The organism is Xanthomonas arboricola pv. juglandis (assembly GCF_905367715.1).
Taxonomy (GTDB): Bacteria; Pseudomonadota; Gammaproteobacteria; order Xanthomonadales; family Xanthomonadaceae; genus Xanthomonas; species Xanthomonas arboricola.
This window is the reverse complement of the sequence record NZ_HG999362.1, coordinates 3231050-3254935: the sequence shown is the minus strand read 5'-3', so window position 1 is coordinate 3254935 and position 23886 is coordinate 3231050. Positions and strand designations below refer to the sequence as shown.

The following is a 23886-nucleotide window of genomic DNA, read 5'->3' as shown; positions in this document are numbered from 1 at the left end:
GCGCTGTGTTTCTAGGTGCATGCGCGGTTGCCTGGGTAGTGCCGGCGCGCATGCGCGCTACAGTGCAGGCACTTGGATCGAGGAGCACTGCCATGAATCTGTTCGCAACTGCGATGTCGCTGTCGATGATGGCCGCCGTCACGCCCGGTGGTGAGGAGCAACAAGCGATCAGGGTGAGCAAGGCCGGTGGCGCCGCATCTTCAGCCGGCCCGGCCGACTATTTCACCGGCAAGGTGCGCATCGATGCGCCCTTCCAGGCCGATGCGCCGGCGCGGGTGGGCGGCGCCACGGTGACCTTCGAGCCGGGCGCGCGCACCGCCTGGCACACCCACCCATTGGGGCAGACGTTGATCGTCACCGCCGGTGCCGGGCGCGTACAGGAATGGGGCAAGCCGGCGCAGCAGATCCGCCCGGGCGACATCGTGTGGATTCCGCCGGGCGTCAAGCACTGGCACGGCGCCAACGCCACCGTGGCGATGTCGCATATCGCCATCGCCGAAGCGCAGGACGGCTCGCCGGTGACCTGGCTGGAGCAGGTCAGCGAGGCGCAGTACGCGGCCGAGTGACACGGCGCTCAACGATGACGTGGTGCGGTCTGCCGCCTCATCGTTGGCGATGCATGTCGCTTAGTGAGGGGGGGCGTGACTGCGCTCCACTGCGTAACTGCGCACGAATTGGCTTATGCCGCTTGTGTCGCAGCCTGTGCCCCGGCACGCAACCGTTGGGCGTCACGTGCGGGCGGCGCGCCGAGAATGCGTGCGTAGTCACGACTGAATTGCGAGGCGCTCTCGTAGCCGACGCGGAAGCCGGCATCGGCAGCATTCAGCGCTTCGGCCAGCATCAGCCGGCGCGCTTCGTGCACGCGCAGATGCGAGCGATATTCCAGCGGCGTCATCGAGGTGACCGCCTTGAAATGCGCATGAAAGGTGGAGCGGCTCATTGCCGACAGATCGGCGATCTGCTCGATGCGGAAGCGCTGTGCGTAATGCTCGCGCAGCCAGACAATGGCTTTGGAAATCTGGTTGAGCCGGCTGTCGGCGATGGCCATCTGGCGCACCACCGCATTGGCCGGATCGGCCATCAGGCGATAGAGCACTTCGCGCAGGACCAGCGGCGCCAGCGCGGCGATCTCCTGCGGTTGATCGAGCAGACGCGCCAGCCGCACTGCAGCGTCCTGCAATGGCGGCGTGCTGTGGTTGAGCAACAAGCCCGCCTGCGCCGCATCGCGTTGCGGCTCGACCAGCTCCGGGTGGCTGACGGCCAGGTCGCTCAGCACGGAGGTGTCCAGATCCAGGCAGAAACACAGATACGGTTGCGCGGCACTGGCCTCGATCACCGAACCGACGATCGGCAGATCCACTGAGGCCACCAGATACATCTGCGGGTGATAGAGATACGCCGCCGCGCCCAGCATCGCCTGCTTGCGGCCTTGCGCCACCAGGCACAGCATCGGCGTATAGACCATGGGCACCGACACGGTGGGCGAGGCGCTGCGCATGATCTGCAGCCCGGCAATCCGGGTGGCATGCATGCCGTCGCCGGGGGCATGGCGCAGCAGGATGTCGGTCATCTCGGTCAAGGCGGACATGCAGGACTCGGCAATGGCACCAGGCGGCGTGGCCGCGATGCCGTCGATCCTACAAGACCCACTGTCATGGAGCCGGCATGCCTGCCACAGCAGCGGGTAGGGGTAGCGCCGATTGGCGCCGGCACAGACGGTCAGGCCCACGCGCCCGGTGCCTCGAAACGGCAGGCCAGCCACGATCTGGCGCTCACATATGCGCCGTATCATGGGTGTCTGTTTCCGTGACCGCCCAGTCCCATGCCCGCAAAACGTTCGACCATCGCCGCACCGGCAAGCCCGGCCGACTGGAAGGCGCTCGAGGCCGCCGCTACGGCCGAACTTGCGCGCCGCACGGCGCAAGCGCATCAGCAGATCCTGGGATTGTTGAACACGCATGGGCATCTGCTCAGCGAAGCGCAGCGGCGTGGGTTGCACCGGCGCTTGCTGCGTGCGGGACGCTAAACGAGGGCGCTAGGGCGCCAGCGACATCCTTGACGCTAGAGCGACGGTGCCAACGCTCCGGCCGCACGCGCATTGTTGATTGGTGAGTAGAGTGTGCGGTGCCCTCACCACTTGCGGGACACGCCGTGAATCCGTCCGTGGAGGCTCCTTGGCGGCATGCATGCCGTCACGGGTCCCGCAAGCGGCGAGGACACCGCACCAGAAAGGTGGTCGGCGCTCGCATAAAAGCTGCTTGTCGCGCGATGTGCATTGGTCGTTGACTGTTGGGCCGCGCAGGTACATCGCTATCCAAATGCACATGACGCACTGCTTTTGCCCATGCGCACCGACCATCCGACTGGTTGTCGCTGGAGATGCATCAGGCATTGAGCTGGCGCATCGGCATCAAACAACGCGCAGCAGGCAATGTTCGTAATTGTGCACACCGACCATCCCGACAGGTCCTTGCCCGCTCACCGTCGCGGGACCTTACGCGGCATGGATGCCGCGTAAGAGCCTACACGGACGTACTTGCGGCGTGTCCTGCGATGGTGGGCGGGCAAGGGCCCTGCAGCCAAGCGGCAGATCGGCCGCTCTATAGCTGATCTATCCGCGCTATCCAGGCCCTTGGAGTACGGCACATACTTCGCACTGTGGTGTTGTTTGGGGCGCGACTAGATGCTTAAGTCAAAAGCTTGGTCAGTCGAGTGCGCGGTGCCCTCACCACTTGCGGGACACGCCGTGAATCCGTCCGTGGAGGCTCCTTGGCGGCATCCATGCCGCCAAGGGTCCCGCAAGCGGCGAGGGCACCGCACCAGAAAGATGGTCGGTGCTCGCATAAGAGCTGCTTATCGCGCGAAGTGCATTGGTCGTTTGGACGTTGAGCCGACGCATTAGTATCGAACAACTGATTTTCGAACAACGTGCATCGCGCGCTGTTTGCACATGCACACCGACAATCCCGATAGGTCCTTGCCCGCCTACCGTCGTGGGACCTTACGCGGCATGGATGCCGCGTAAGAGCCTACAGGGACGTACTTGCGGCGTGTCCCGCGATGGTGGGCGGGCAAGGGCCCTGCAGCCAAGCGGCAGATCGCCTGCTTTACAGCCGATCTGTCCGCAAAGGCGTAGATCGCCCGCTCTGCCTTGCGGCATGTGCTGCGATGGTGGGCGTGCAAGGGCCCTGCAGCAAACTCGCAGATCGCCGCCACCAGTGATCCAACAGCGCGACTCGACCGAATCCAGCCACTAACCAACCAAGATGTTGATTAGCAGCCACGCATCGATCCACGTCCAGCAAGGACCGGCAGACGCAAGCAACGCGCTCGCGTTCAACCGCCAAGCTCCCACGGCGGCACTTCGCCCAGGCGTTCCTGCAGAAAATCCACGAATGCACGCACACGCGGCGGCTGCAGCTGGCGCGCCGGCATCACCGCGTTGATCTGCGAGGTTGGCGGCGGGTAATCGGCGAGTACCTCGACCAACCGGCCGTTGCGCAGTTCTTCTGCGATATGCCAGTACGAATGCAGCGCAATGCCTTGGCCGGCGACGGCTGCATCGCGGATCAACTCACCGAAATTGCTTTCGAAGCGGCTCTGCATGCGCACGCGCACCAGGCCGCCCTCCGGTGTTTGCAACTGCCAGACATCCTGGCGGCCGTCGCGGCCCATCAGCAGCACGCCGACATGCCCGGCCAGGTCGTCCGGCGTGCGCGGGGTGCCATGGCGCTGCAGATAGTCGGGCGAGGCGGCGAGGGTGCGGCGGTTGTCGGCGATGCGCCGCGCCACCAGCCCGGAGTCGTCCAGCGGGCCGATGCGGATCGCCAGATCGAAGCCTTGCCTGACCAGGTCCACCAGGTCGTCGCTCAGGTGCGCACTGATGTGCACGCGTGGATGACGGGCCTGGAATTCCGGCAGCAAGGGCGAGACGTATTGCCGCCCGAACGAGGCCGACATGGTCATGCGCAGGATGCCGCCGACCGCGTGTGCGCTCTCGCGCAGATCGTCGGCCAGCGCGTCCAGATCCTGCACCAGCACGCGGCCACGCTCGGCCAGGCGCTGTCCTTCGGGGGTGGGGTGCAGCCGGCGTGTGGTCCGGTGCAGCAGGCGCACGCCCAGGTCGCGCTCCAGCCGCTTCAGGCGCTGGCTTGCGACCGCTACCGACAGGTCCAGGCTGCGCGCACCGGCAGTGATCGAGCCGGAATCGAGCACGCGCAGGAACAGCGCGATATCGCCGAGGCGGTCCATGCGATTCTCAATGATTGCTTGATAGTGAATCAGGATAACAGGGGTTTTTGCTTAGGACGCCGGAGCGCAGGCTGTGGGTTGTCTTCCCTGGTCCATGCCCATGTCCGCTTCCGCGCGTTCTTCCCGTTTTCCGCCAGCGCTGCTGGCGCTGACCATCGGTGCCTTCGGCATCGGTACCACCGAGTTCGTGATCATGGGCCTGCTGCAGCAGGTGGCCACCGACCTGGGCGTGTCGCTCAGCGCCGCCGGCCTGCTGATCAGCGGCTATGCACTGGGCGTGTTCGTCGGGGCGCCGGTGCTGACCTTGGCGAGTGCGCGGCTGCCGCGCAAGGCGGTGCTGGTCGGCTTGATGGCGATCTTCGCCCTGGGCAACGTGGCCTGCGCGCTGGCGCCGGATTACACCAGTCTGATGGTTGCGCGTGTGCTGACCTCGCTGGCGCACGGCACCTTCTTCGGCGTGGGCGCGGTGGTGGCGACCTCGCTGGTCCCGGCCGAGCGCCGTGCCTCGGCGATCTCGCTGATGTTTGCCGGGCTGACCGTGGCCACCCTGCTGGGCGTGCCGGCCGGCGCCTGGCTGGGTCTGCAGCTGGGCTGGCGGGCGACGTTTTGGGCGGTTGCGGTCGTCGGCGTGCTGGCCACGGCCGCGGTGGCGCTGTGGGTGCCGGCGAACGCAGGCGCGGCCGCGCCGGTGTCGTGGCGTCAGGAAGTGGCGGTGCTGGGGCGCGGGCAGGTGCTGCTGGCCCTGGCGATCACGGTGGTGGGCTATGCCGGCGTATTCGCGGTATTCACCTATATCCAGCCGTTGCTGGTGGACGTGAGCGGTTTTGCGCAGACGGCGGTATCGCCGGTGTTGTTGGTCTTCGGCGTCGGCATGATCGTGGGCAATCTGCTGGGCGGGCGTCTGGCCGACCGGCGTCCCACCGCCGCGTTGCTGGGCAGCCTGGCGGCATTGGTGGTGGTGCTGGCCGCGATGGGCCTGGTCCTGCACAACAAGACCGCGATGGTGGTGTTCGTCGGGTTGCTGGGCGTGGCCGCCTTCGCCACCGTGGCGCCGCTGCAGTTGCGCGTGCTCGAGCATGCACGCGGTGCCGGCCAGAACCTGGCCTCCAGTCTCAATATCGCCGCGTTCAATCTGGGCAATGCGCTGGGCGCCTGGTTGGGTGGTGTGGTGATCGCCACGCATGCCGGCCTGGTCGCCACGCCGTGGGTCGCCGCGCTGTTGAGCGCGCTCGGCCTGGGCATCGCGTTGTGGAGCGTGCAACTGCAACGCCGGCGTGCCGCCGCGCCGGGCGTGTGTGCGCAGGCGGGTTGATTCGTTTTTAGGCACGAGCGCAGTGACCGCGCAACCGGCGGCCCTGCGCGCTCGCGCGGGTGATCGGCGAGCGGAGCGTGGCGCCTGGCATCGCGCGTGGCCGGATCGACCGACATCGCGCGGATTTTCTTTCGGTTTCAAGGAGCATTGCGATGGAGACACGTTTTCTCGGCCGTTCCGGTTTCAAGGTGCCGGTGCTCGGTCTGGGTGCCGGTACCTTTGGCGGCAAGGGGCCGCTGTTTTCTGCATGGGGCCATACCGATGTGGCGCAGGCGCAGCGCATGATCGACCTGTGCCTGGAGGCGGGCCTGAACCTGTTCGACACCGCCGATGTGTATTCGGACGGTGCCTCTGAAGAGATCCTCGGCCAGGCGCTGCAGGGCCGCCGCGATCAGGTGATCCTCTCGACCAAGACCGGCCTGCGCCTGGGCGATGGGCCCAACGACGCCGGTGCCTCGCGCTTCCGCCTGTTGCGTGCGGTGGATGCCTCGTTGCGACGCCTGCGCACCGACTATATCGATCTGCTGCAGCTGCATGCCTTCGACGCGATGACGCCGATGGAAGAAACCCTGTCCACGCTGGATGCGCTGGTCCGCGCCGGCAAGGTGCGCTACCTGGGCGCGTCCAATTACGCCGGCTGGCAGCTGATGAAGTCGTTGGCGGTGGCCGATGCACAGGGCTGGAGCCGCTTTGTCGCCAACCAGACCTATTACTCGCTGGCCGGGCGCGATTACGAATGGGAGCTGATGCCGCTGGGCATCGACCAGGGCGTGGGCGCGGTGGTGTGGAGTCCGCTGGGCTGGGGGCGCCTGACCGGCAAGCTGCGCCGCGGCCAGGCATTGCCCGAACACAGTCGCCTGCATGCCACCGCTGCCGCCGGGCCGGCGATCAGCGACGAGCGCCTGTTCGACATCGTCGATGTGCTCGGCGCGATTGCCACAGAGACCGGCCGCAGCGTGCCGCAGATCGCCATCAACTGGCTGCTGCAACGGCCCACCGTGAGCACGGTGCTGATCGGCGCACGCGACGAAGCGCAGTTGCGCCAGAACCTGGGTGCGGTGGGCTGGTCGCTGACGGACGCGCAACGCGCGCGCCTGGATGCGGTGAGCGCGGTGGAGCCGCCGTATCCGTACTACCCGTACTGGCGCGGGCACTTTGCCGAACGCAGCCCGCTGCCGGTATGACGCGGGCTGCGCCATCGCGCCACGCTGCTGTCGGTTGGCGGCAGCGTGGCATCCCTTACCGTTGTCGCCTCACAACGGCCGTGCCGCGCGCGGAATCACCTCGGGTATGATCGCGCCCACGCCCTTGCTGCCTTGCAGCTGTTTGCAGTTGTCCAGTGCGGTGGCCACCGAGTCGTAGCCGATCATCGCGCTGCCATCGATGGCCGAGGCATAGATCAGTGTGCCGCCGGTACGTGAGGCCAATCCACCGGCGATGGCTGGGGTGGTATTGAACAGCTTGATCGAGGAGCCCAGCAGGATCAGTTGGCCGCTGCGCGTTTCGAGCGCTGCGGCCACGCGCGGGGCTTGCCCGGCCGGAACCACGGCGGCCGTGCGTGCGGCCGTGCCGGCATCGAGATAGATCGCGTAGCGGTCGAAGCGTGCAACCGGGGCGTCTGTGCTGCTTTGCGACGACGGCACCGCGCGTGCGGCGGTCGTTGCAGGCGCGCCGTCGGCCAGCCTGACCACTGCGCCGGGAATCAGCCGGAAGCTGCTGCGTCCCGCAGCGATGGTCGGCCCGGTCGCCGCAGCGTGCAGGCGTTTGCTGTCGACCAGCTGCGCCGACGCGGGAGCGCAGACGCCGGCTGCAACGACAACGAGCAGCGTCAGTAAGGATGTCTTCATGTCAGTGGCCCACCACGCGCATTTCGAATTCCTCCAGTTGTTCCTTGCCCTGGTCGGCGAGCATGTCGTCGACCTCCAGCGTCCAGCGCCCGGCCGAGGGTTCGTCCAGGAAGGCGTTGCTCGATGTCAGCCAGACCACGGTGCCGTCGGGGGCCTGATCGAGTGTGGAAAACGGCGTCATCACCGTGCTGCGCGTGCCGCTGGGCGACACCAGCACCACCCGCAGGTGACTTGGGTCCTTATGGGTGGCCGAGAAATACAGTTGCACGCCTTCCACCTTGAAGGATTGGGTGATGTTCAATGACAACCTGGCCGGTGCCGCGACACCCCCGATGGTGCTGCTGTTGCCTTCATACACTTTCCAGCTCGTGTCCTGCAGGGCGGGCAGCGAGGTGAAGTGCATTGCACGTTCCACAGCCGCGGCGGCGTCGACCAGCCCGAAGCCATACCAGTTGCTGAAACGATGGCCCGCCGCATTGGTGACCCAACCCGGGTCGATCACGGTGCCGTTGTAGAGGGCCTTGGGTTGAGTTGGGTCGACCTGGGTCGCGGTGGTTGCCAGGATGTATTTGACATCTCGCAGGGTCAGCTGCGGATTGGCGCCCAACATCAAGGCCGCCACGCCCGCCACGGTAGGCGATGCCGCCGAGGTGCCGTTCATGCGCGCGGTGTAGTTGCACGATGCATCGATCCTGGAGCGGCTGCTGTCGAGCGCGTTCTGCATCTGGCGGGTGCGATCACGGTTGTTGCCCGCTGCACAGCCGCTGAGGTCGGTGGTGACGATTGCGGCCTTATAGAAGCGCCGCAGCGGCAGAAGGTTGGTGAGCCCATAAGAGGGCCGGGCCGTTTCCGGGTGCGGATCGAAGGCGCGCTGAAACCCATACTCGCCCCCCAGCCCGGAGACCCACAGTGCAGAGCCTGGAGATGAGTACGACGCCCGCACGCCATCGGCGTTGACGGCACCGGCCACGATCGTGGTGATCAGGTTGTTGAACTGGTCGGTGTTGGCCAGTGCGCAGCCGACACCGAGCTTGCGGGTCTGGTCTGCGCAGCGATCCACCGGATTGCCCTGTGCATCGTTCTCGATAAGGGCAAAGAAGTCATTGCCGGCAGCTTTGACATACACCCCGCCTTTCCCGCCGCGCTGCGCCTGCATCAGTCTTTCGAGCGACTGTTGTCCGTCGACTTCGGTGTAGGGATACACGCGCGACGAACCACCCCAACTGTTGTTGAACACCTCCATGGCGCGCCCTTCCGGCCCGTCGCCCCAGGCGTAGCGAATGTCGACGTACTGCTTGCTGCCATCCGGCTCTGCAATTGCATTGAAGCCAGCCAGCCTGGCCTCCGGTGCAACGCCACGTCCGCCGATCCCGTTCCATCCGCGCTCGGCAATGATGCCCGCAACTGCGGTGCCGTGGTCGCTATCGATCTCGCTCGCCGGTGGCGTCGGGTCGTTGGAGCCGGTCAGGAAATTGCGCGAGCCGTTGGCGACGACATTGTCGACCAGGTCCGGGTGTGCGATCTCCAGGCCGTCATCTATCACCGCAACCTTGACGCCCGCGCCGCGGATGCCCAGCGCGTGCAGGATATCCACGTCCAGGTCCACGCCGGGCAGCGGGCGTCCATCGCCGAACACTGGCTGGCCCTGATTGAGCAGATGCCATTGGTAGCGGAACAGTGGGTCGTCGCCTTGCTGTGTTGCGGCGTTGGCCGCTGCGCTGAACACCTGGGCATCCCCGTGCTGGCTGGCATCCGCCAGGCCGCATGCGGCGAAGCAGGCAAGTGACGCCGAAGTAAGCATCATGTATTTCATGTCAGTGCCCCAGGATGCGAAGCTTGAAGTCTTGCAGCGCCGCAGTAATCGCCGGCTCGGTCATGTCGGTCACTTCCAGCGTCCACACGCCTTGCGCCTTTTCGTCCAGGAAGGCATTGCTGGACGTCAGGTCGATATAGAAGCCGGTATTCGCGTACGCCGAAGCATCGAGCGCTGAAAAGGGCGTGAGCACATAGCTGCGTGTGCCGCTGGGAGATTCCAGGACCACGCGCAGATCGGTCGGGTTGCGATGCGATGTGGCAAGCGACAGTTGCACGCCTTCCACCTTCATTGCTTGCGTGATGCGAATGCGCTGCTTGGCCGGCCGCGCCGGTCCGCCAATCTGGCTTGGGGCGGCAGTGGACGCAATCCATTGAGAATCTCGCACTGGAGGAAGCGGCGTGAAGTCGCCAGCTTTGTAGACCGCCTCGGCACCATCGACCAGGCCGAATCCATACCAGTTGCTGAAGCGATGTCCGGCCGCATTGGTGATCCAGCCCGGATCGATCACGCTGCCCTGATATGTGGCGCGCGGTTGTTGTGGGTCGACCTGGCGCGCGGTGGTGGCCAGGATGTATTTCACGTCCCGGGCGCTGAGGCCGGGATTGACGCCCAGCATGAGGGCGGCGACGCCGGACACGGTTGGCGCGGCGGCGGAGGTGCCGTTGAAGCGGGCCGTGTAGTTGCAGCGGGGGTCGATCTTCGAACTGCTGGTATCCAGCGCATTGGCCGGATCAAGACCGCGATCCTGGTTGTAGCCTGCCGAACAACTGCTCAGGTCGGTCGTCACCAGCGCGGGGCCATACGCAAAGGGCGCTGCATCGGGGGGCAGGCGTTCGCCCGGGTCAGGGACGAAGGCGCGTTGCATTCCTATCAGCCCGCCAAGACCAGACACCCATAGCGCGGAACCGGGCGAAGAATACGCTGCGCGTTTGCCGCTGGCATCGACGCTTGCGACGGTGATGGTGTCAAACAGGTTGTTGAGTGGGTCCAGATTGGCCAGTCCGCAGCCGACCCCTGCCGCGCGGGCGCGCGGGCCACAGAGATCGCGCATGTTCCCGTCCTGATCTGGCATCTGCAGACTGAGGAAATCGTTACCCCCGATCTTGACGTAAACCGCTCCCAGTCCACCGCGGGTCGAGCGCATCAATGCCGCCCATGACGCTTGCTCCTGTTGCGGGAAATCCAGGTAGAACGAGGCCGGCTGGCCCCAGCTGTTGTTGAAGATATCGATGTTTCGACCTTCCGGCCCATCGCCCCAGGCATAGCGCACGCTGGCCAGGTTCCTGGACGAGTCGCGGGCGTCGAAATCGAACCCCGCAAGCCTGGCTTCGGGCGCCACGCCGCGGCCACCACGCCCGTTCCAGCCAACGGCCGCGACAATGCCCGCGACCGCAGTGCCATGAGACAGGAAAGGGTCGATAGGCGTCACGTCATGGGAGCCGGTCTCGAAGTTGTACGAGCCGTTCAGAATGATGTTGTCGGCCAGATCTTCATGACCCAGTTCCAATCCGTCATCCACCACGCCGACGCGGATGCCTTTGCCACGAATCCCAAGGGAATGCAGGACATCCACATCCATATCCACGCCCGCAACCGGGCGGATGTCGCCGATGACCTGCTGTCCCTGATTGGAGATGTGCCACTGATACCGCACCAGCGGGTCGTCGGCAGCCGTACGCAAGGCGGTGGCCGGAGCGGCGGCCACCGCCGTGTACAGTGGGGCGCCGATCAGCAGCGCGCCAACCATGGCGCTGCGGTGATGCTTGCGAACACAGCTCATGCTGTTCTCCGATCGATGGTCGAATGCGTGGGAGGGAGCAAGGCAGCGATGGCAGGTACGCCTTCGCTCGATTGCCGCGTTGTCGATGGATGCGTCCGCGGAGCGGCCCGCCGCGCGCGCGCTCGACGGTCGCCCGGAGGTCTGCTACATCGGCTGCATGACCGACTGTTGCACCACCAGCGCCGCCTGCGTGCCGGGCGTGCTGGCGCGCAGACGGGTCAAGGCCTGCTGCGTTTGTTCGATCGACGGATAGGCGATCACTGCGCTGTTGTCGATCGTCGAGGCGTAGACGACGCGCCCGCCGGAGCTGCGTGCCAGTGCACTGACAGCGCTTGGCGTGGTGTCGGTCAGCTTCAGCTGTGGCTGGACCAGTACGACGCGTCCATTGCGTTCGTTCACCGCTGCGGCGATGGCGCGTTCTGCCGAGCCCTTAGATGTGGACGCAAGCCTGGACGCGCCACGTGCAGCGCTGGTTGACGGAAGGACGATGGCATAGGGGCCGATTCGTGCGGCAACCTTGCCATCGATTGCTGCTGCGCTGCTTGCGCGCGCCTTGGCGGCAGATGCGGGAGCGGCGTTTAAGCGGTCGTTCGGCAGTGGCTCGGAGACCACCACGCCGGGCAGCATGCGATAGGTATCGTTTCCGGATTTGAATTGCTCGCCGGTGGCCGCTGCGCTGAGCGCCTGGGCGTCCATGTACTGGCCGGCATGCGCGAACCCGCACGCGGCCAAGGAAGCAACGAGGACCGAAGTAAGGAGGATGCTTTTCATGTCAGTGCCCCAGGATGCGAAGTTTGAAATTCTGCAGCGCCGCGGTGGTTCGCGGCTCGGTCATGTCGGTGACTTCCAGCGTCCACACGCCTTGCGCTCGCTCATCGAGAAAAGCGTTGGTGGAGGTGAGATCGATATAGAACCCGGTCTTCGCGTACTCGGCCGGATCCAGTACCGAGAACGGGGTGACGACGTAGCTACGCGTTCCGCTGGGCGACTCCAGCACCACGCGCAGATTGGCCGGATTGCGGTGCGAGGTGGCCAATGACAGCTGCACGCCTTCCACCTTCATTGCCTGGGTGATGCGAATGCGTTGTTTGGCTGGTCGTGCAGGTCCACCGATCTGACTTGCAGCAGCGGTGGATGCAACCCATTGCGTGTCGCGTACCGGAGGCAGGGGCTTGAAATAGGTCGCCTCGTAGACGGCTGCGGCGCCGTCGGCCAGGCCGAAGCCATACCAGTTGCTGAAACGATGGCCGGCGGCATTGGTGATCCAGCCCGGGTCGATCACGCTGCCCTGGTAGACCGCGCGCGGCTGCCACGGATCGATCTGGCGCGCGGTCTTGGCCAGGATGTACTTGACATCGCGCGCGGTCAGGCCGGGGTTGGAGCTTAGAATCAGCGCTGTGACACCTGAGACGGTGGGCGCAGCGGCAGATGTGCCGTTCATCAACGCGCTGTAGTTGCAGGATGCGTCGATCCTGGAGGTGCTGCCGGCAAGCGCGTTTTCGACCGTCGCGCCATCCACATTGTCGCCAGCGCTGCAGCCGCTGAGATCGGTGGTGACAATGGCCGGATCGTAGACGAACGGCGCGGTCTCGGGGGAGGCGGTCTGTGCCGCGTTGGGAGAGAACCTGCGCTGGTATCCAAACTCTCCGCCCAGGCCGGAGATCCACAACGCCGAACCGGACGACGAGTAGGAGGCGCGCTTGCCGGTGGCGTCCACGCTGGCGACCACGATGGTAGCGGGAACATTGTTGAGTGGATCGACATTGGCGAGCACGCATCCGACATTCAAGGTGCGCGAAAGTTCGCTGCAAGCATTGACGATGTTGCCCTCTGCATCGCGGATGCGAAAACGCCTGAAGCTGTTGCCGGCTGACTTGATGTAGATGCCACCCAGCCCGCCGCGTGTCGAACGCATCAACGCTTCCCAGGACTGACGCTCTTCCAGCGGAAAGTCGGGGTAGCTGGCCTGGGTCGAACCCCAGCTGTTGTTGAAGATATCGATGGTGCGTGCTTCGGGACCAACGCCCCAGGAATAACTGACTTCTGCGCCGCTGCCGGCCGAGTCGCTCCCCAAAAAATCGAAGCCGGCAAGCAAGGCTTCGGGCGCAACGCCGCGACCGCCACGGCCATTCCATCCAACCGCAGCGATGATGCCAGCGACCGAGGTGCCGTGACCAAAATCCGGGTCGGTCGGGGTGGGGTCGTGCGACCCGTTGCCGAAATTGTGCGAGCCATTCGGGAGGATGTTGTCGCGCAGATCTTCGTGGCCGATCTCCAGGCCGTCGTCCACCACGCCGACGCGGACGCCACGGCCGCGAATGCCCAATGCATGCAGCAGATCCACATCCATATCGACCCCGGGCAGCGGACGGCTGTCGCCGATCACGGCCTGTCCCTGGTTGGACATGTGCCATTGGTAGCGCAGCAATGGATCGCTGCCCTGTGCGCTGGCCTTGGAGCTGGCGGCGGGAGCGGTCACTGGCGTGTCGGCCAGTGCCGAGAGTGGCGCGCTTGTGATCAGTAGGGCAGCGATCAACAGCGCGAGAGGGCACCTGCGATAAGGGTTCATTCCGTTTGAGTCCAGTCAAGGGTAGGCACGATCGATACGACGCAGTTCCCCGTCCGGCCGCTCAGGCGATCGGCCAGCGCAACTGCTTCAACAGAGTCAGGCCGTGCCTATCGAGCCCGAATCAGACGCGTCAGCAAGCGTAGAAAGTGAATCCATACGGCAGCGGCCGCGGCGAGCAAAACCGATCAGGCAGCGCCGAACAGATGCGCTTGGCCGTGCCAGCACGCCGTCAACCTCAGGTGGAATTGAATCGTGCGTGCAGGAGAACCACGCGAAGAGGCAGCAACAGGGTGCATGTCCGTGTATCCCGAAAGAGCCAGTGATACGCATCGGTCCCACACGCTGGACGGATGCGGCCGGGTCATCAGTCGGCTCCCCCGTGCGCGTCCGCGCCGCCGACGCTGGCAATGCGAACGCATTGCCAGCGATCCGATTAGAGATGGCGCAATCCGCGCTCGCAACCCGAGCGCCAGATGACCAGCGCGTGATCCGTTGCGCACTTCATGCAGGACATGCCGATTCACGCTCGCGATGCGACGTTTTTCGCACAGCATTGGCCGCGATCTGTTGCGGTCTATCAATTTTTCATTGACAGAACGCATCGCGATGCGCGGATTTGCTTCGCATCCGGCGCGGGGCAGCACGCGAATTGCGGCGGTGCTGCGCAGGGGGCGCAGTCATGCGATGCCATACGATTCAGCACTGAGATGCTGTGTACGGGCGTGCGGGCGGCATCGCCTGTGCCGCGCCAATAACCCGCATCGTTAACTGCACAGTGGCACAGCTGTTCCTGTACACACATGTGCTGTGGCAACAAAAAGGCGCCGATCCCACATGTGTCCAGGATCGACGCCGTAGTGCCTCGCTGGCTTGATCCTGCCACCTACCAGCGATACGCCACCGACATCTGGTACTGCCGTCCGGCGATCGGCCGGCCCATGAACACGCCACCGGTCGCTGCACCCGGCACACGCACATTGCCTTCGGTCAGGCCCAGCGTGTCGGTGACGTTGCTGCCGCTGGCGGTTACTTCCCAGTGCTCGCCCACATGCAGGTTGGCGCCGATGTCGAGCATGTCGTAGGACGGCAGCCGCTGGCTGTTGGCCAGGTCCGCAAAGCGGTCGCCGATGTAGGAATAGGTGGCAAACACCTTGAGGTCGCCGAACGGCAGCATCCAGTAATAGCTGGGCGTGATGCGGAACTGGCGCTTGGGCTGGCGCATCACCTGGTTGCCGGTGAACTCGCGGTAGTTGCGGTACTTGGCATCCAGCCACACCCCGGTGCCGGCCAGCTCGAAGCCGCCGAACGGGCGGATGGCGCCTTCCACTTCCAGCCCGCGCGCACGCGAGTCGCCCACGGTGGTGAAGTTCTCACCATTGGCCAGGAACGCCTGGAACGGCGAGTTCTTGAAGGTGTTGTAGAACGCGGTCAGGTACAGGTCGTAGCTACTGGCACCGGACTTGAGCCCGAGTTCGTACTGATCCACTTCCTGCACGCGATTCTGGCCATCGCGCAGATTGTCGAAGCCTGGAAACTTCACCCCCGAGTTGACGCGTGCGAACAGGCTGTTGTGCGTATCGAGCGTGAAGTTCAGCCCCGCCGTCCAGGAGAACGCCTCATCGTCCTGGTCGATGCGGCGCGTGCTGGCCAGTGCCAGCGAGGTGGCGTTGTCGTACAGCGTGGCCGGGTTGCCGTCCAGATCGACGGTGGCGGTGTCGTGCACATCGCCGGTGACGCTCTGGCGTTCGTAGCGGGCGCCCAGGTCCAGGCGCAGCCGCGCGTTGAGCTCCCATTCGTCGGCGACGAAGGCGGCGATGTTCTCGCCATCGTAGTTGGCGCGCAGGTTGAAGAACGCGGTACTGGTGAAACCCTGGCGCGTGGCCTGCTGGCCGTTGTCCAGCGCCAGATCGATCCGGCGCGCGTTGTTCTGCGCGGTGAGCAGCATGGTGTTGCCCAGGTACCAGGTGTCTGCCGAGGAATATTTGGCGTAGTACGCGCCCACGGTGAGCGTGTTGCCCTTAAACAATTCGCGGCTCAGGCGCAAATCGTTGGTGACCGAATTCAGGCGCTTGTCCACCGACCACCAGCCGGCTTCCAGCACCTGCTGATTCGGATCGACGACGCCGCCGCCATTGGTGAAGCTACCGCTGCCGGTAGTGCCGTAACTGGCGATGAAATCGCTCAATCGCACCGGTGCATCGCCAGTAAACAACGCATAGGTCGGCGCGCTGCCGCTCATCACGTTGAAGCGGTCGGCAATGGTCCAGTCGCCGGTCTCCCAGTTCAGTTCGCCGCCGAATACATCGATGTTGACGCCGCGGCCGTCGGCCAGATCGCGGCGGATGGTCTGTCCATCCGGCCCGACCAGCAGGTCGACATTGCGGAAGTCGCGGCCGAGCAGGGTGCCGGTCTGCGCATTCAAACCGGGGAAGCTGGACAGGTCGTTGCCGTTGTTGCGCGACAGCAGCGGAATGGCGGTATAGAAGGCATTGTTGTCGTCGGTATGCCGCGCGTAGAACGACAGCTCGCCGCTGTCCCAGCGCTTGCTCAAGGTGGCGCTGAACTGGCCACCCTTGTCGGCGGAAAACTGCGGGTCGCGCACGCCGTCGGTTTCGCGAAAGAAACCGCCCACGCTGTAGTACCAGCCGTTGCCCATCGGCCCGCTGTTGAAGACATCGATGCGGCGCAGCGCGTTGTTGCCGCCGGTCAGGCGTACGCTGCCTTCGGGCTCGTCCTGGCCTTTTTTCTGGATGAAGTTGACCGTCAGGCCCGGTTGACCGTTGGAGAAGATCGGGCTGGAGCCGCCACGCAACACCTCCATGCGCTCGACCGTGTCGTCGACGCGGAACAGCGTGGAATTTTCCAGGAACGACAGGGTCGGCGGCGGAAACAGCGGCGAGCCATCCAGTTGCATGGTCACGAACGGCGCATCGCCTTCGGATGGCATGCCGCGCACGAAGATATTGGCGCCGGTGCCGCCGCCGCTGGGCTCGGCCCATACGCCGGGCACGATCTTCAGCAGGTCCGCAGTGCTCTGCGGCACGGCCTGCTGGATCTGCTCCGGGCTGGCGGTGGTGATCGAGAAGCTGGCATCGCGCTTGGCCAGGCCCTTGAAGCGCGCGGTGCCGCTGACGATCACTGCATCCAGCGTGGTGGCCTCGCTGCGCGGCTCGGCGGTGGACGTCTGCGCATGCGCGGCAGGCGCAAGCAGGGCGCCGATGGCAAGGGACAGGGCATAGCGGGGCATCGATGCGGTCATGAAAGCTCTCCTGGGATGACGTCGCAGCTGGCGGCAATGCGCGCAATCGTGCACGCGCCGCCAAAGGGTGACCGGCAGCACGTCACAGTGGCCGGTCGCGCAACGCAGCGACACACGTCGCGCTGTTGTTCTAACGGAGTTGCCGGCAAAAGCTGTTGTGCGCTGCGGCACTCGGCGCAGGCGATATGCTCGCCATCGATCAATGCGGCAAGGCGCCGGACCGCGCGTGCGCAGTGCACGTGTGTCGCTATCGGACCGCGTGTGGGTCGTTTCAACGCGCACCATAGCGGCAGCCGATGCGAACCATCGCGGCGGCACGATGACCCTTGCGCATGTGCTGCCAGGGACCGTGCAATGGCGCAGCGATGTCGCTGCGGGCATGCGCGCGCTTGCGCCCGTTTTACGCTGCTGCGCGTACCGGCGCGGCTTCGCGGATCGGCAGGTTGATCAGTGCGGCGATGACTGCCAGCAGCATGTCGGCGTACCACATCCAGCTGTAATCGCCGAAGCGCTCCAGCGCCAGCCCGCCCAGCCACGCCCCGAAGAAGCCGCCGATCTGGTGCGACAACAAGGTCAGGCCGAACAAGGTGCCCAGGTAGCGCGGGCCGAACAGTTTGCCGATCAAGCCCGCCGTCGGCGGCACCGTGCCCAGCCAGGTAAAGCCCAGTGCCGCGGCGAACAGGTAGAAGGTCAGTGGCGTCGGCGGCGCGATCAGGTACAAACCGATCAGCACCGCGCGGCTGGCATACAAGGCGCACAGCAGCCACTTCATGCGGATGCGTTCGCCGAGCTTGCCGGCGACCAGGCTGCCGGCCACGTTGAACAGGCCGATCAACGCGATCGACACCGCCGACACGCTGGCGGGCAGGCCGCACAGCGCGATCTCGCCGGGCAGGTGCGTGACCAGAAACGCGATATGCACCCCACAAGTGAAAAAGCCCAGATGCAGGCACCAGTAACTGCGGTCGCGCATGGCAACCTGCAGTTGCGCACGCAAGCCGATGTCGTCGTTTGCGATCGGCGTGTGCGTGCCCGGCGGCGGCGATCTGCGTCGCAGCGGCCAGGCCAGCGGCAAGGTCAGCAAGGAGATCATCGCCAGGCCGGTCATCGCCCTGGCCCAGCCGGCGGCGCCGATCATCAGCTGCACCAGTGGCGCAAACACGAACTGGCCGAGCGAGCCGCCGGCATTGATCAGCCCGGCTGCGAACGAACGCCGCTCCGGTGCGAGCCGGCTGGCAGTGGCGCCGATCAGCACCGAAAAACTGCCGGCGCCCGCACCGGCGGCGGCCAGGATGCCGAGCGAGACGATCAGGCCCCACTCGCTGGCCAGCCACGGGCTCAGTCCCAGGCCCAGCGACAACAGCACGCCGCCAAACAGCAGCACCGGCAGTGGCCCGCGCGCATCGGCGATCGCGCCGAATACCGGCTGCACCGCGCCCCAGACCAGTTGCCCCACCGCCAGCGCGAAGCTGATCGACGCGATGCCGATCCCGGTCTGGCGATGGATCGGCTCCACGAACAGGCCGGTGGTCTGGCGTGCGCCCATCGTCAGCATCAGCATGGCCGAGGCGGTGAGCAGCAGTCCCCACTGCGCGCCGGTGCGGGCGCTCGCAGAGGTGCTCATGCCGCTGCCTCCGCGTCCAGGGCCGCATCCAGTTGCATCAGGGTGGCGTGCAGCTGCGCGGTGGAAGCGCTGCCGAACAGCGTTTCCAGCTGCGTCTGTGCGCGTTGCCAATGCGGCAACGCGCGCACCAGCAGCCCGCGCCCACTGCGGCTCAGTACCACCACTTTCTGGCGTGCATCCTCGCCGCGACGTGCCTGCACCCAGCCCGCCGCCACCAGCGGCTTGAGATTGCGGGTCAGCGTGGTGCGATCCATGCCCAGCGAGTGCGCCAACGCGCCCAACGGCTGTGCGCTGACCAGCCGGCGCAGGATCGAGTACTCGTTGAGGCTCAGGCCCACCTGCGCCAGAGCATGGTCGTACAGCTGCGAGGTACGCCGTGCGGCGCGGCGCAGCTGGAAGCAGGTGCAGGGGCCGGTCCCGGACATGGCGATGCTCCACGAGGATGTTCGCACTTTGCGTGCATATGCACCTATTGGCAAGCGCGTGGCGAATGTGGGGCGCCTGTTCGTCGAAGCAGGATCGATTGAATCCGCGCGGCAAGACCGCCCGACCCGCGCCAATGACGGCACGGGTACATACGCTGGTGCGCACCGGCAGCCTTGCTATCGGCCAACGCCGGCAAGCGGCCTCGGTGTGATCGGTCAGCGGGGCGTCGAGCCAGCCAGTGCAATGCATTGCATCGGCTCGTTACAGGGAGCGATGTGGCGCAGAACAACCATTGCCACGCGAATGCGCGCAGCATTGCAGAACGCCGAGACCGGCAGCCCCGCCGCCGGACATGACGAGGCCGCCCGAAGGCGGCCTCGCTTATGACGGCGGGAGAGAGGTACCGTCAGAAGAACAGGCGCACGCCGAACGAGGCGCTGCGGCCGGGAAGCATCACATCGTCCTTGAGGAAGGAGGTGTGCACACGTGCGTCCTGGTTGGTCAGGTTGTTGCCGTCCAGGAACACTTCCCACGCGTTGCTGCCACGGTCCACGTGGTAAGCCAGATGCGCATCGACGAAGGTATAGCCATCGGTCGGGATTTCGTTCACCGCCACCTTGTCCTGCTTCATGGTGCGGGTGGCGCCGAGCGAGGCGCGCCATGCATCGGCGTTCCAGCGCATCTGCGCGCCGACGCGGCCCGGTGCGATGCGCGGCAGGTTGCCGCCATCCTTCAGGCGCGCACGCACGGTGTCGCCGAACACGCGCAGATCCCACGCGCCGGTGTCGTTGTCGGCCAGATGGAAGGTGGCCTCGCCCTCGAAGCCGTGGAAGACCGCATCGTTCTGCGTCCACTGGCGGATCGGCAGGAAGTCGTTGTCTTCTTCGTTGAACCACTGGCCGCCGGTATCGACGATGTAGACGAAGTCGTTGTAGCGGTTGTAGTACGCGGCGATCTTGGCATCCACCCATGTGTTCTGGAAGTTCAGGCCCAGCTCGGCCTGATTGGCCTTTTCGGTCTTCAGATCCGCATCGCCGATCTCGTAGGCGAGGGTGGCGATATGCGGGCCGTTGGCGAACAGCTCTTCCTCGGCCGGTGCGCGTTCGGCGTGGTCGAGGTTGGCGGTCAGGCGCCACTGTTCGTTGAAACGGAAGCCGCCGCTGGCCGAGAAGCTGGTCGGGGTGAAGTCGCGGTCCACGCCGATGTCGGTGCGGTACTTGACCTTGTCCACGCGCGCGCCGACTTCGGCGGTGACACGCTCCCAGCTGTTGCGCGCAACGCCGAACACGCCGAGCGAGCGGGTGTCGGTCTTGGGCACGAAGGATTCCTCGCCGATCGCCTGGAAGGTGGTGTCGCTGCCCTGCAGGCCGAACGCGGTCTGCCAGCCGCCGCCGAAGGTGAAGGAGGCTTCCACACGGCCTTCGTTGGCACGCTTGGTGAACACGGTGCCGACTTCGGCGCCTTCGAACTCGGTGTGCGCGTAATCGGTGTGGCCGAAGCTGTAGCGCAGCGCGCTGCCTTCGCCCCAGGGATCGGTCAGCCCGCCCTTGAGGTCGTAGCGGTCCTGCTGCAGCTTCAACGACACCCCGCGCTCGCCGATCGTCGGGTCGCCCGGCTCGCCGGGGTTGCCGTAGTTGTCGCGGAAGCGCGAGGCCGACAGGCCGACGAAACCCCAGTCGCCGGACAGCGAGGCACCGACCGAGCCGACCTTGGAGTCGATCCAGCTGTTGAGCTGGCGCCCCTGCGGGGTGTCGTAATCGTTCTGGTTGCGGTACACGCCGTCGGCGTGGATCGACAGGCCGCTGCCATTGCCGGCATCGACGCGGAACATGTCGGTGTTGCCGTCCTTGTCGCCGCCATCGAAGCGCACTTCAGCGCGGCCGCTGAAGCCGTCCACCGGGGTTTCGGCAATGCGCCCGTCGACCACGTTGACCACGCCGCCGATCGCGCCGGAGCCGTACAGCAGCGTGGACGGGCCCTTGAGCACCTCGATCTGGTTGGCCAGGAACGGCTCGATCGCCGGCGAGTGGTCCTGGCTGACCGTGGACACGTCCTGGGTCGACAGGCCATCGCGCAGCACCGCCACGCGCGGGCCGTCCAGGCCACGGATGATCGGCCGGCCGACGCCGGGGCCGAAGTTGGAACTCTGCACGCCGGGCAGGCTGGCCACGGTCTCGCCCAGGCTGGAGCTGCGTACCTCGTCCAGACGCTCGCCGGCCAGCACCTCGACCGGGCGGCTCAACTCGCCGGCCGCATCGCGCAGCGGGCTGGCAGTGACCACGACCTTGTCCAGGTCCTTGATATGGCGGCCACTGGAAGCGGTGGCGTCGTGGCGCGTATCCGAGCTGGGCGGGGTCTGCGGGTCGGCAGCTGCCGGTGCGTCCTCGGCCAGGGCCAGGGCGGGCGTCAGCAGGCTGGTCAGCGCCAGCGAGAGCGTGGAGCGGCGGAACGAGGAAGCGAGGCGAGGGTGCATGGCGGGCCGGACTCTGTGATTGTTACTGTATATCAATGATAAGGCGCAGCTTGGCTGCTGTGCCGACGGCAGGACCCGCTCACCTGCGCGATGCAGCGGTGCGGGTCTGGAACAAGGAAGATGTTATATTATTCCACGTCGCCGCGAGCCCCTGCTGGAAGTCATGCCTCTACCGTCCCTTCGCCATGTGCTCGACCGCTTCGGTGCGACCGGTTCGCTGCTGTGTGCCGTGCATTGCGCGGTACTGCCGCTGGTACTGGCCCTGGCCCCGTCGTTGGGCCTGTCGTTCTGGCTGGGCGATGGGGTCGAACTGGCCATCGTGGTGTTCGTGACGCTGCTGGGGCTGTTCAGCCTGGTGCTGGGCTATCGCCGCCACAAGGCGCTGCACGCGCTGGCGCTGTTGCTGCCGGGCTTGCTGTTGTTGTGGGCCGGCCTGCTCTATGACCCCTTGCACCACGCGGTGGTGCCGCATGCGGTGGTGATGACGCTCGGTGGCGCGCTGGTCGGCATCGCCCACCTGGTCAATCTGCGTCTGAACCACGGGCATGCCCACGTCCACGACGCCAGCTGCGCGCACTAGCCCGGGCTGCGCGGGCAGGGCCTACGTGGTAGGCTTGCCGGCCTTGCGCGAGGGCGCCGCCGGCGTAAACCTCGCCAGACCCGTGTTCAGCGCGGGGATTTTGTATTCAGTATTCACATTCAGGAGTCGACGAACATGGGTAAGGGTGACCGCAAGACCGCCAAGGGCAAGCGCTACAATTCCAGCTACGGCAATTCGCGTTCGCACGCGGTGAGCAAGGTTGTCGTGGGTGCAGCTGCCCCGGTTGCCAAGAAGGGCGTGGTCAAGGCTCCGGCCAAGAAGGCTGTCGCCAAGAAGACCGTTGCCAAGGCCGGCTGATCCTTAGCCCGCTTCGCGACACCAGAACGCGGCGCTTGCGCCGCGTTTTTTTATGCCCGGCATCGGCGCAGACGCGCGCTGCAGCGCTCGCCCGAGCAGCCATTCCGCTACCGGCCTGCGTCGAAGCGGCGACGTGCGCGCCGCTGGCGTCGGTTCGCGCATGGCACGGCAGCGCCGGCCGCAGTGCGCGGCGGTCATGGCCGGCATCTGCACACTGCGGTCGGTCGGTCCTGCGTCGCTCTCCCGCCTGGGATGTTCAGTGCGTCGTTGCCGTAGCCGGCGAGGTGCGGGACGGCGTCGGCGCCAGCAACTGTTCGGCCAGGCCGCGATAGATCGGCGTCTTGCACACCAGCCCGGACATTGCGCGCGCGATCAGCACGGTGGCCAGGATCGGCAGCAGCATCTGGCTGGTGTCGGTCAGTTCCAGCGAGATCACCGCCGAGGTCAACGGCGCCTGGGTCACGCCGGTCAGGTATGCGCACATGCCCAGCAGCACGAAGGTGCGCGGGTCCACACCCGGCATCAGCACCGACAGGTTGTGGCCGATGCCGGCACCCACCGCCAGCGCCGGTGAGAACAGCCCGCCCGGAATGCCGGCCAGGTAGGAGACCAGGTTGGCCAGCAGCTTCATCAGCCCGAATTCGTGGCCGACCACTGCATGGCCTTGCACCAGGCTGCGCGCCTGCTCGTAGCCGGTGCCGAACGCGCCTTGCCCGAACACCAGCGCCAAGCCGACCAGCGCCACCCCGCACAGCGCGGCCAGCAGCACCGGATGGCGCTGGCGCAGCGTTGCCAGCCAGCGCGGTTTGCCGCTGACGCTGGCCAGCACCAGGCGCGCGAAGATGCCGCCGAGCAGGCCGGCCACGCTGCCGCATAGCGCGATCGCCAGCCAGGCCTGGCCCAGCGGCAAGGCCACCGCCACCTTGCCGAAGTAGGTGTAGTTGCCCAACAGGCCCAGCGACACCACGCCACCGACGATCACCGCGGTCAGCAAGGTGCCGGAGAAGCGGTGCTCGAAGCGCCCGCTCAATTCCTCGATCGCAAACACCACCCCGGCCAGCGGCGTGTTGAACGCCGCGGCGATACCGGCCGCGCCGCCGGCAAGCAGGAAATGCGAGAGCTCGCGCGGATCGTGAAACCCGAACCAGCGCCCGAACACATGCATCAGGCTGGCGCCGACATGCACGGTGGGGCCTTCGCGTCCGACCGAGGCGCCACCGAGCAGCGACAAGGTGGTCAGGGCAAGCTTGCCGATCGACACGCGCAGCGACAGATTGGTCTGGCGAAATGCCGCGTCGTCATGCTCCAGCGCCGCGATGACCTGCGGGATGCCGCTGCCACGCGTGGGCCGCATCGCGCCGGAGGTGAGCCAGGCCAGCAGGGCGAAGATGCCCGGCGTCAGCAGCAGTGCCCACCAGATCGAATGCGCGGTGATGCGCTGGAACAACTGGAAGGCGGCGTCGCTGGCCTTGGCGAACACGATCGCCACCAGTGCTACTGCAATTGCGCCACCCCAGAGTGCGGCGCGACGACGCCAGCCTTGGCTGGACAACAACGGCCGCAGCCGAAGCCGGCGCGGCGAGGGATCAGGAGCAGACATGGCGCCATTGTCGCATCCGCGCAGCGCGGCC

General features: G+C 65.9%; 18 protein-coding genes. 6 read left to right on the top strand and 12 right to left on the bottom strand.

The genetic code is table 11. The features are described 5' to 3' along the window. The first annotated feature begins 92 nt into the window (after window positions 1–92). On the top strand, window positions 93–566 hold the full coding sequence (locus tag KHN93_RS14205) for a (R)-mandelonitrile lyase (protein WP_065049873.1): 474 nt from the start codon (window positions 93–95) through the stop codon (window positions 564–566). A 113-nt stretch (window positions 567–679) separates the two neighbouring features. On the opposite strand, the gene KHN93_RS14200 is transcribed toward KHN93_RS14205, so the two are convergent. Beyond that, the gene (locus KHN93_RS14200; RefSeq protein ID WP_212579652.1) at window positions 680–1588 is read right to left on the bottom strand and encodes an AraC family transcriptional regulator; all 909 of its coding nucleotides are present in this window, start codon (window positions 1586–1588) and stop codon (window positions 680–682) included. A 234-nt stretch (window positions 1589–1822) separates the two neighbouring features. On the opposite strand from KHN93_RS14200, the gene KHN93_RS14195 reads away from it, so the two are divergent. Then, window positions 1823–2026 (top strand): hypothetical protein, encoded by a 204-nt coding sequence (locus KHN93_RS14195; RefSeq protein ID WP_039522385.1) that lies wholly within the window; start codon window positions 1823–1825, stop codon window positions 2024–2026. Window positions 2027–3336: 1310 nt separating this feature from the next. On the opposite strand, the gene KHN93_RS14190 is transcribed toward KHN93_RS14195, so the two are convergent. Further along, on the bottom strand, window positions 3337–4251 hold the full coding sequence (locus KHN93_RS14190) for a LysR family transcriptional regulator (RefSeq protein WP_211920462.1): 915 nt from the start codon (window positions 4249–4251) through the stop codon (window positions 3337–3339). Window positions 4252–4351: 100 nt separating this feature from the next. Between KHN93_RS14190 and KHN93_RS14185 the strand changes: the two genes are divergently transcribed. Together KHN93_RS14185 and KHN93_RS14180 are read left to right on the top strand one after the other, a co-directional pair. Beyond that, window positions 4352–5563 (top strand): MFS transporter, encoded by a 1212-nt coding sequence (locus KHN93_RS14185; RefSeq protein ID WP_211920460.1) that lies wholly within the window; start codon window positions 4352–4354, stop codon window positions 5561–5563. 152 nt (window positions 5564–5715) lie between these two features. Next, entirely contained in the window at window positions 5716–6747 is a 1032-nt protein-coding gene (locus KHN93_RS14180) for an aldo/keto reductase (protein WP_211920458.1), read from the top strand. A gap of 69 nt (window positions 6748–6816) precedes the next feature. Here KHN93_RS14180 and KHN93_RS14175 read toward each other — a convergent pair whose 3' ends face one another. The 9 genes from KHN93_RS14175 to KHN93_RS14135 form a co-directional block, all read right to left on the bottom strand. Continuing rightward, window positions 6817–7410, bottom strand: coding sequence for a hypothetical protein (locus KHN93_RS14175; protein WP_211920456.1), 594 nt, complete (start codon window positions 7408–7410; stop codon window positions 6817–6819). 1 nt (window position 7411) lies between these two features. After that, window positions 7412–9223, bottom strand: coding sequence for a S8 family serine peptidase (locus KHN93_RS14170; protein WP_425600151.1), 1812 nt, complete (start codon window positions 9221–9223; stop codon window positions 7412–7414). Between the two features lies 1 nt (window position 9224). Further along, entirely contained in the window at window positions 9225–10973 is a 1749-nt protein-coding gene (locus tag KHN93_RS14165) for a S8 family peptidase (RefSeq protein ID WP_212579650.1), read from the bottom strand. Between the two features lie 177 nt (window positions 10974–11150). After that, on the bottom strand, window positions 11151–11777 hold the full coding sequence (locus tag KHN93_RS14160; protein ID WP_211920454.1) for a hypothetical protein: 627 nt from the start codon (window positions 11775–11777) through the stop codon (window positions 11151–11153). A gap of 1 nt (window position 11778) precedes the next feature. Beyond that, a complete protein-coding gene (locus KHN93_RS14155; protein WP_211920452.1) occupies window positions 11779–13542 on the bottom strand; it encodes a S8 family peptidase in 1764 nt (587 codons plus the stop codon). Between the two features lie 916 nt (window positions 13543–14458). Continuing rightward, the gene (locus KHN93_RS14150; protein WP_104559397.1) at window positions 14459–16834 is read right to left on the bottom strand and encodes a TonB-dependent receptor; all 2376 of its coding nucleotides are present in this window, start codon (window positions 16832–16834) and stop codon (window positions 14459–14461) included. Between the two features lie 400 nt (window positions 16835–17234). Next, window positions 17235–18458 (bottom strand): MFS transporter, encoded by a 1224-nt coding sequence (locus KHN93_RS14145; protein ID WP_211920450.1) that lies wholly within the window; start codon window positions 18456–18458, stop codon window positions 17235–17237. Further along, window positions 18455–18883 (bottom strand): MarR family winged helix-turn-helix transcriptional regulator, encoded by a 429-nt coding sequence (locus KHN93_RS14140; RefSeq protein ID WP_211920448.1) that lies wholly within the window; start codon window positions 18881–18883, stop codon window positions 18455–18457. The genes KHN93_RS14145 and KHN93_RS14140 overlap by 4 nt, the downstream gene beginning before the upstream one ends. A 407-nt stretch (window positions 18884–19290) precedes the next feature. Further along, window positions 19291–21357 (bottom strand): TonB-dependent receptor, encoded by a 2067-nt coding sequence (locus KHN93_RS14135; RefSeq protein ID WP_211920446.1) that lies wholly within the window; start codon window positions 21355–21357, stop codon window positions 19291–19293. 163 nt (window positions 21358–21520) lie between these two features. Here KHN93_RS14135 and KHN93_RS14130 point away from each other — a divergent pair, with 163 nt between their 5' ends. Together KHN93_RS14130 and KHN93_RS14125 are read left to right on the top strand one after the other, a co-directional pair. Further along, a complete protein-coding gene (locus KHN93_RS14130) occupies window positions 21521–21937 on the top strand; it encodes a MerC domain-containing protein (RefSeq protein WP_024939915.1) in 417 nt (138 codons plus the stop codon). A gap of 135 nt (window positions 21938–22072) precedes the next feature. Further along, window positions 22073–22255, top strand: coding sequence for a 30S ribosomal protein THX (locus KHN93_RS14125; protein WP_016904806.1), 183 nt, complete (start codon window positions 22073–22075; stop codon window positions 22253–22255). Between the two features lie 256 nt (window positions 22256–22511). On the opposite strand, the gene KHN93_RS14120 is transcribed toward KHN93_RS14125, so the two are convergent. Beyond that, a complete protein-coding gene (locus KHN93_RS14120; protein WP_211920444.1) occupies window positions 22512–23855 on the bottom strand; it encodes a chloride channel protein in 1344 nt (447 codons plus the stop codon). Window positions 23856–23886: the final 31 nt, after the last annotated feature.

Coding starts and splice junctions, on each gene's coding strand:
- KHN93_RS14205 (WP_065049873.1), top strand. CDS start 93: ATGAATCTGTTCGCAACTGCGATGTCGCTGTCGATGATGGCCGCCGTC.
- KHN93_RS14200 (WP_212579652.1), bottom strand. CDS start 1,588: ATGTCCGCCTTGACCGAGATGACCGACATCCTGCTGCGCCATGCCCCC.
- KHN93_RS14195 (WP_039522385.1), top strand. CDS start 1,823: ATGCCCGCAAAACGTTCGACCATCGCCGCACCGGCAAGCCCGGCCGAC.
- KHN93_RS14190 (WP_211920462.1), bottom strand. CDS start 4,251: ATGGACCGCCTCGGCGATATCGCGCTGTTCCTGCGCGTGCTCGATTCC.
- KHN93_RS14185 (WP_211920460.1), top strand. CDS start 4,352: ATGTCCGCTTCCGCGCGTTCTTCCCGTTTTCCGCCAGCGCTGCTGGCG.
- KHN93_RS14180 (WP_211920458.1), top strand. CDS start 5,716: ATGGAGACACGTTTTCTCGGCCGTTCCGGTTTCAAGGTGCCGGTGCTC.
- KHN93_RS14175 (WP_211920456.1), bottom strand. CDS start 7,410: ATGAAGACATCCTTACTGACGCTGCTCGTTGTCGTTGCAGCCGGCGTC.
- KHN93_RS14170 (WP_425600151.1), bottom strand. CDS start 9,223: ATGAAATACATGATGCTTACTTCGGCGTCACTTGCCTGCTTCGCCGCA.
- KHN93_RS14165 (WP_212579650.1), bottom strand. CDS start 10,973: ATGGTTGGCGCGCTGCTGATCGGCGCCCCACTGTACACGGCGGTGGCC.
- KHN93_RS14160 (WP_211920454.1), bottom strand. CDS start 11,777: ATGAAAAGCATCCTCCTTACTTCGGTCCTCGTTGCTTCCTTGGCCGCG.
- KHN93_RS14150 (WP_104559397.1), bottom strand. CDS start 16,834: ATGACCGCATCGATGCCCCGCTATGCCCTGTCCCTTGCCATCGGCGCC.
- KHN93_RS14145 (WP_211920450.1), bottom strand. CDS start 18,458: ATGAGCACCTCTGCGAGCGCCCGCACCGGCGCGCAGTGGGGACTGCTG.
- KHN93_RS14140 (WP_211920448.1), bottom strand. CDS start 18,883: ATGTCCGGGACCGGCCCCTGCACCTGCTTCCAGCTGCGCCGCGCCGCA.
- KHN93_RS14135 (WP_211920446.1), bottom strand. CDS start 21,357: ATGCACCCTCGCCTCGCTTCCTCGTTCCGCCGCTCCACGCTCTCGCTG.
- KHN93_RS14130 (WP_024939915.1), top strand. CDS start 21,521: ATGCCTCTACCGTCCCTTCGCCATGTGCTCGACCGCTTCGGTGCGACC.
- KHN93_RS14125 (WP_016904806.1), top strand. CDS start 22,073: ATGGGTAAGGGTGACCGCAAGACCGCCAAGGGCAAGCGCTACAATTCC.
- KHN93_RS14120 (WP_211920444.1), bottom strand. CDS start 23,855: ATGTCTGCTCCTGATCCCTCGCCGCGCCGGCTTCGGCTGCGGCCGTTG.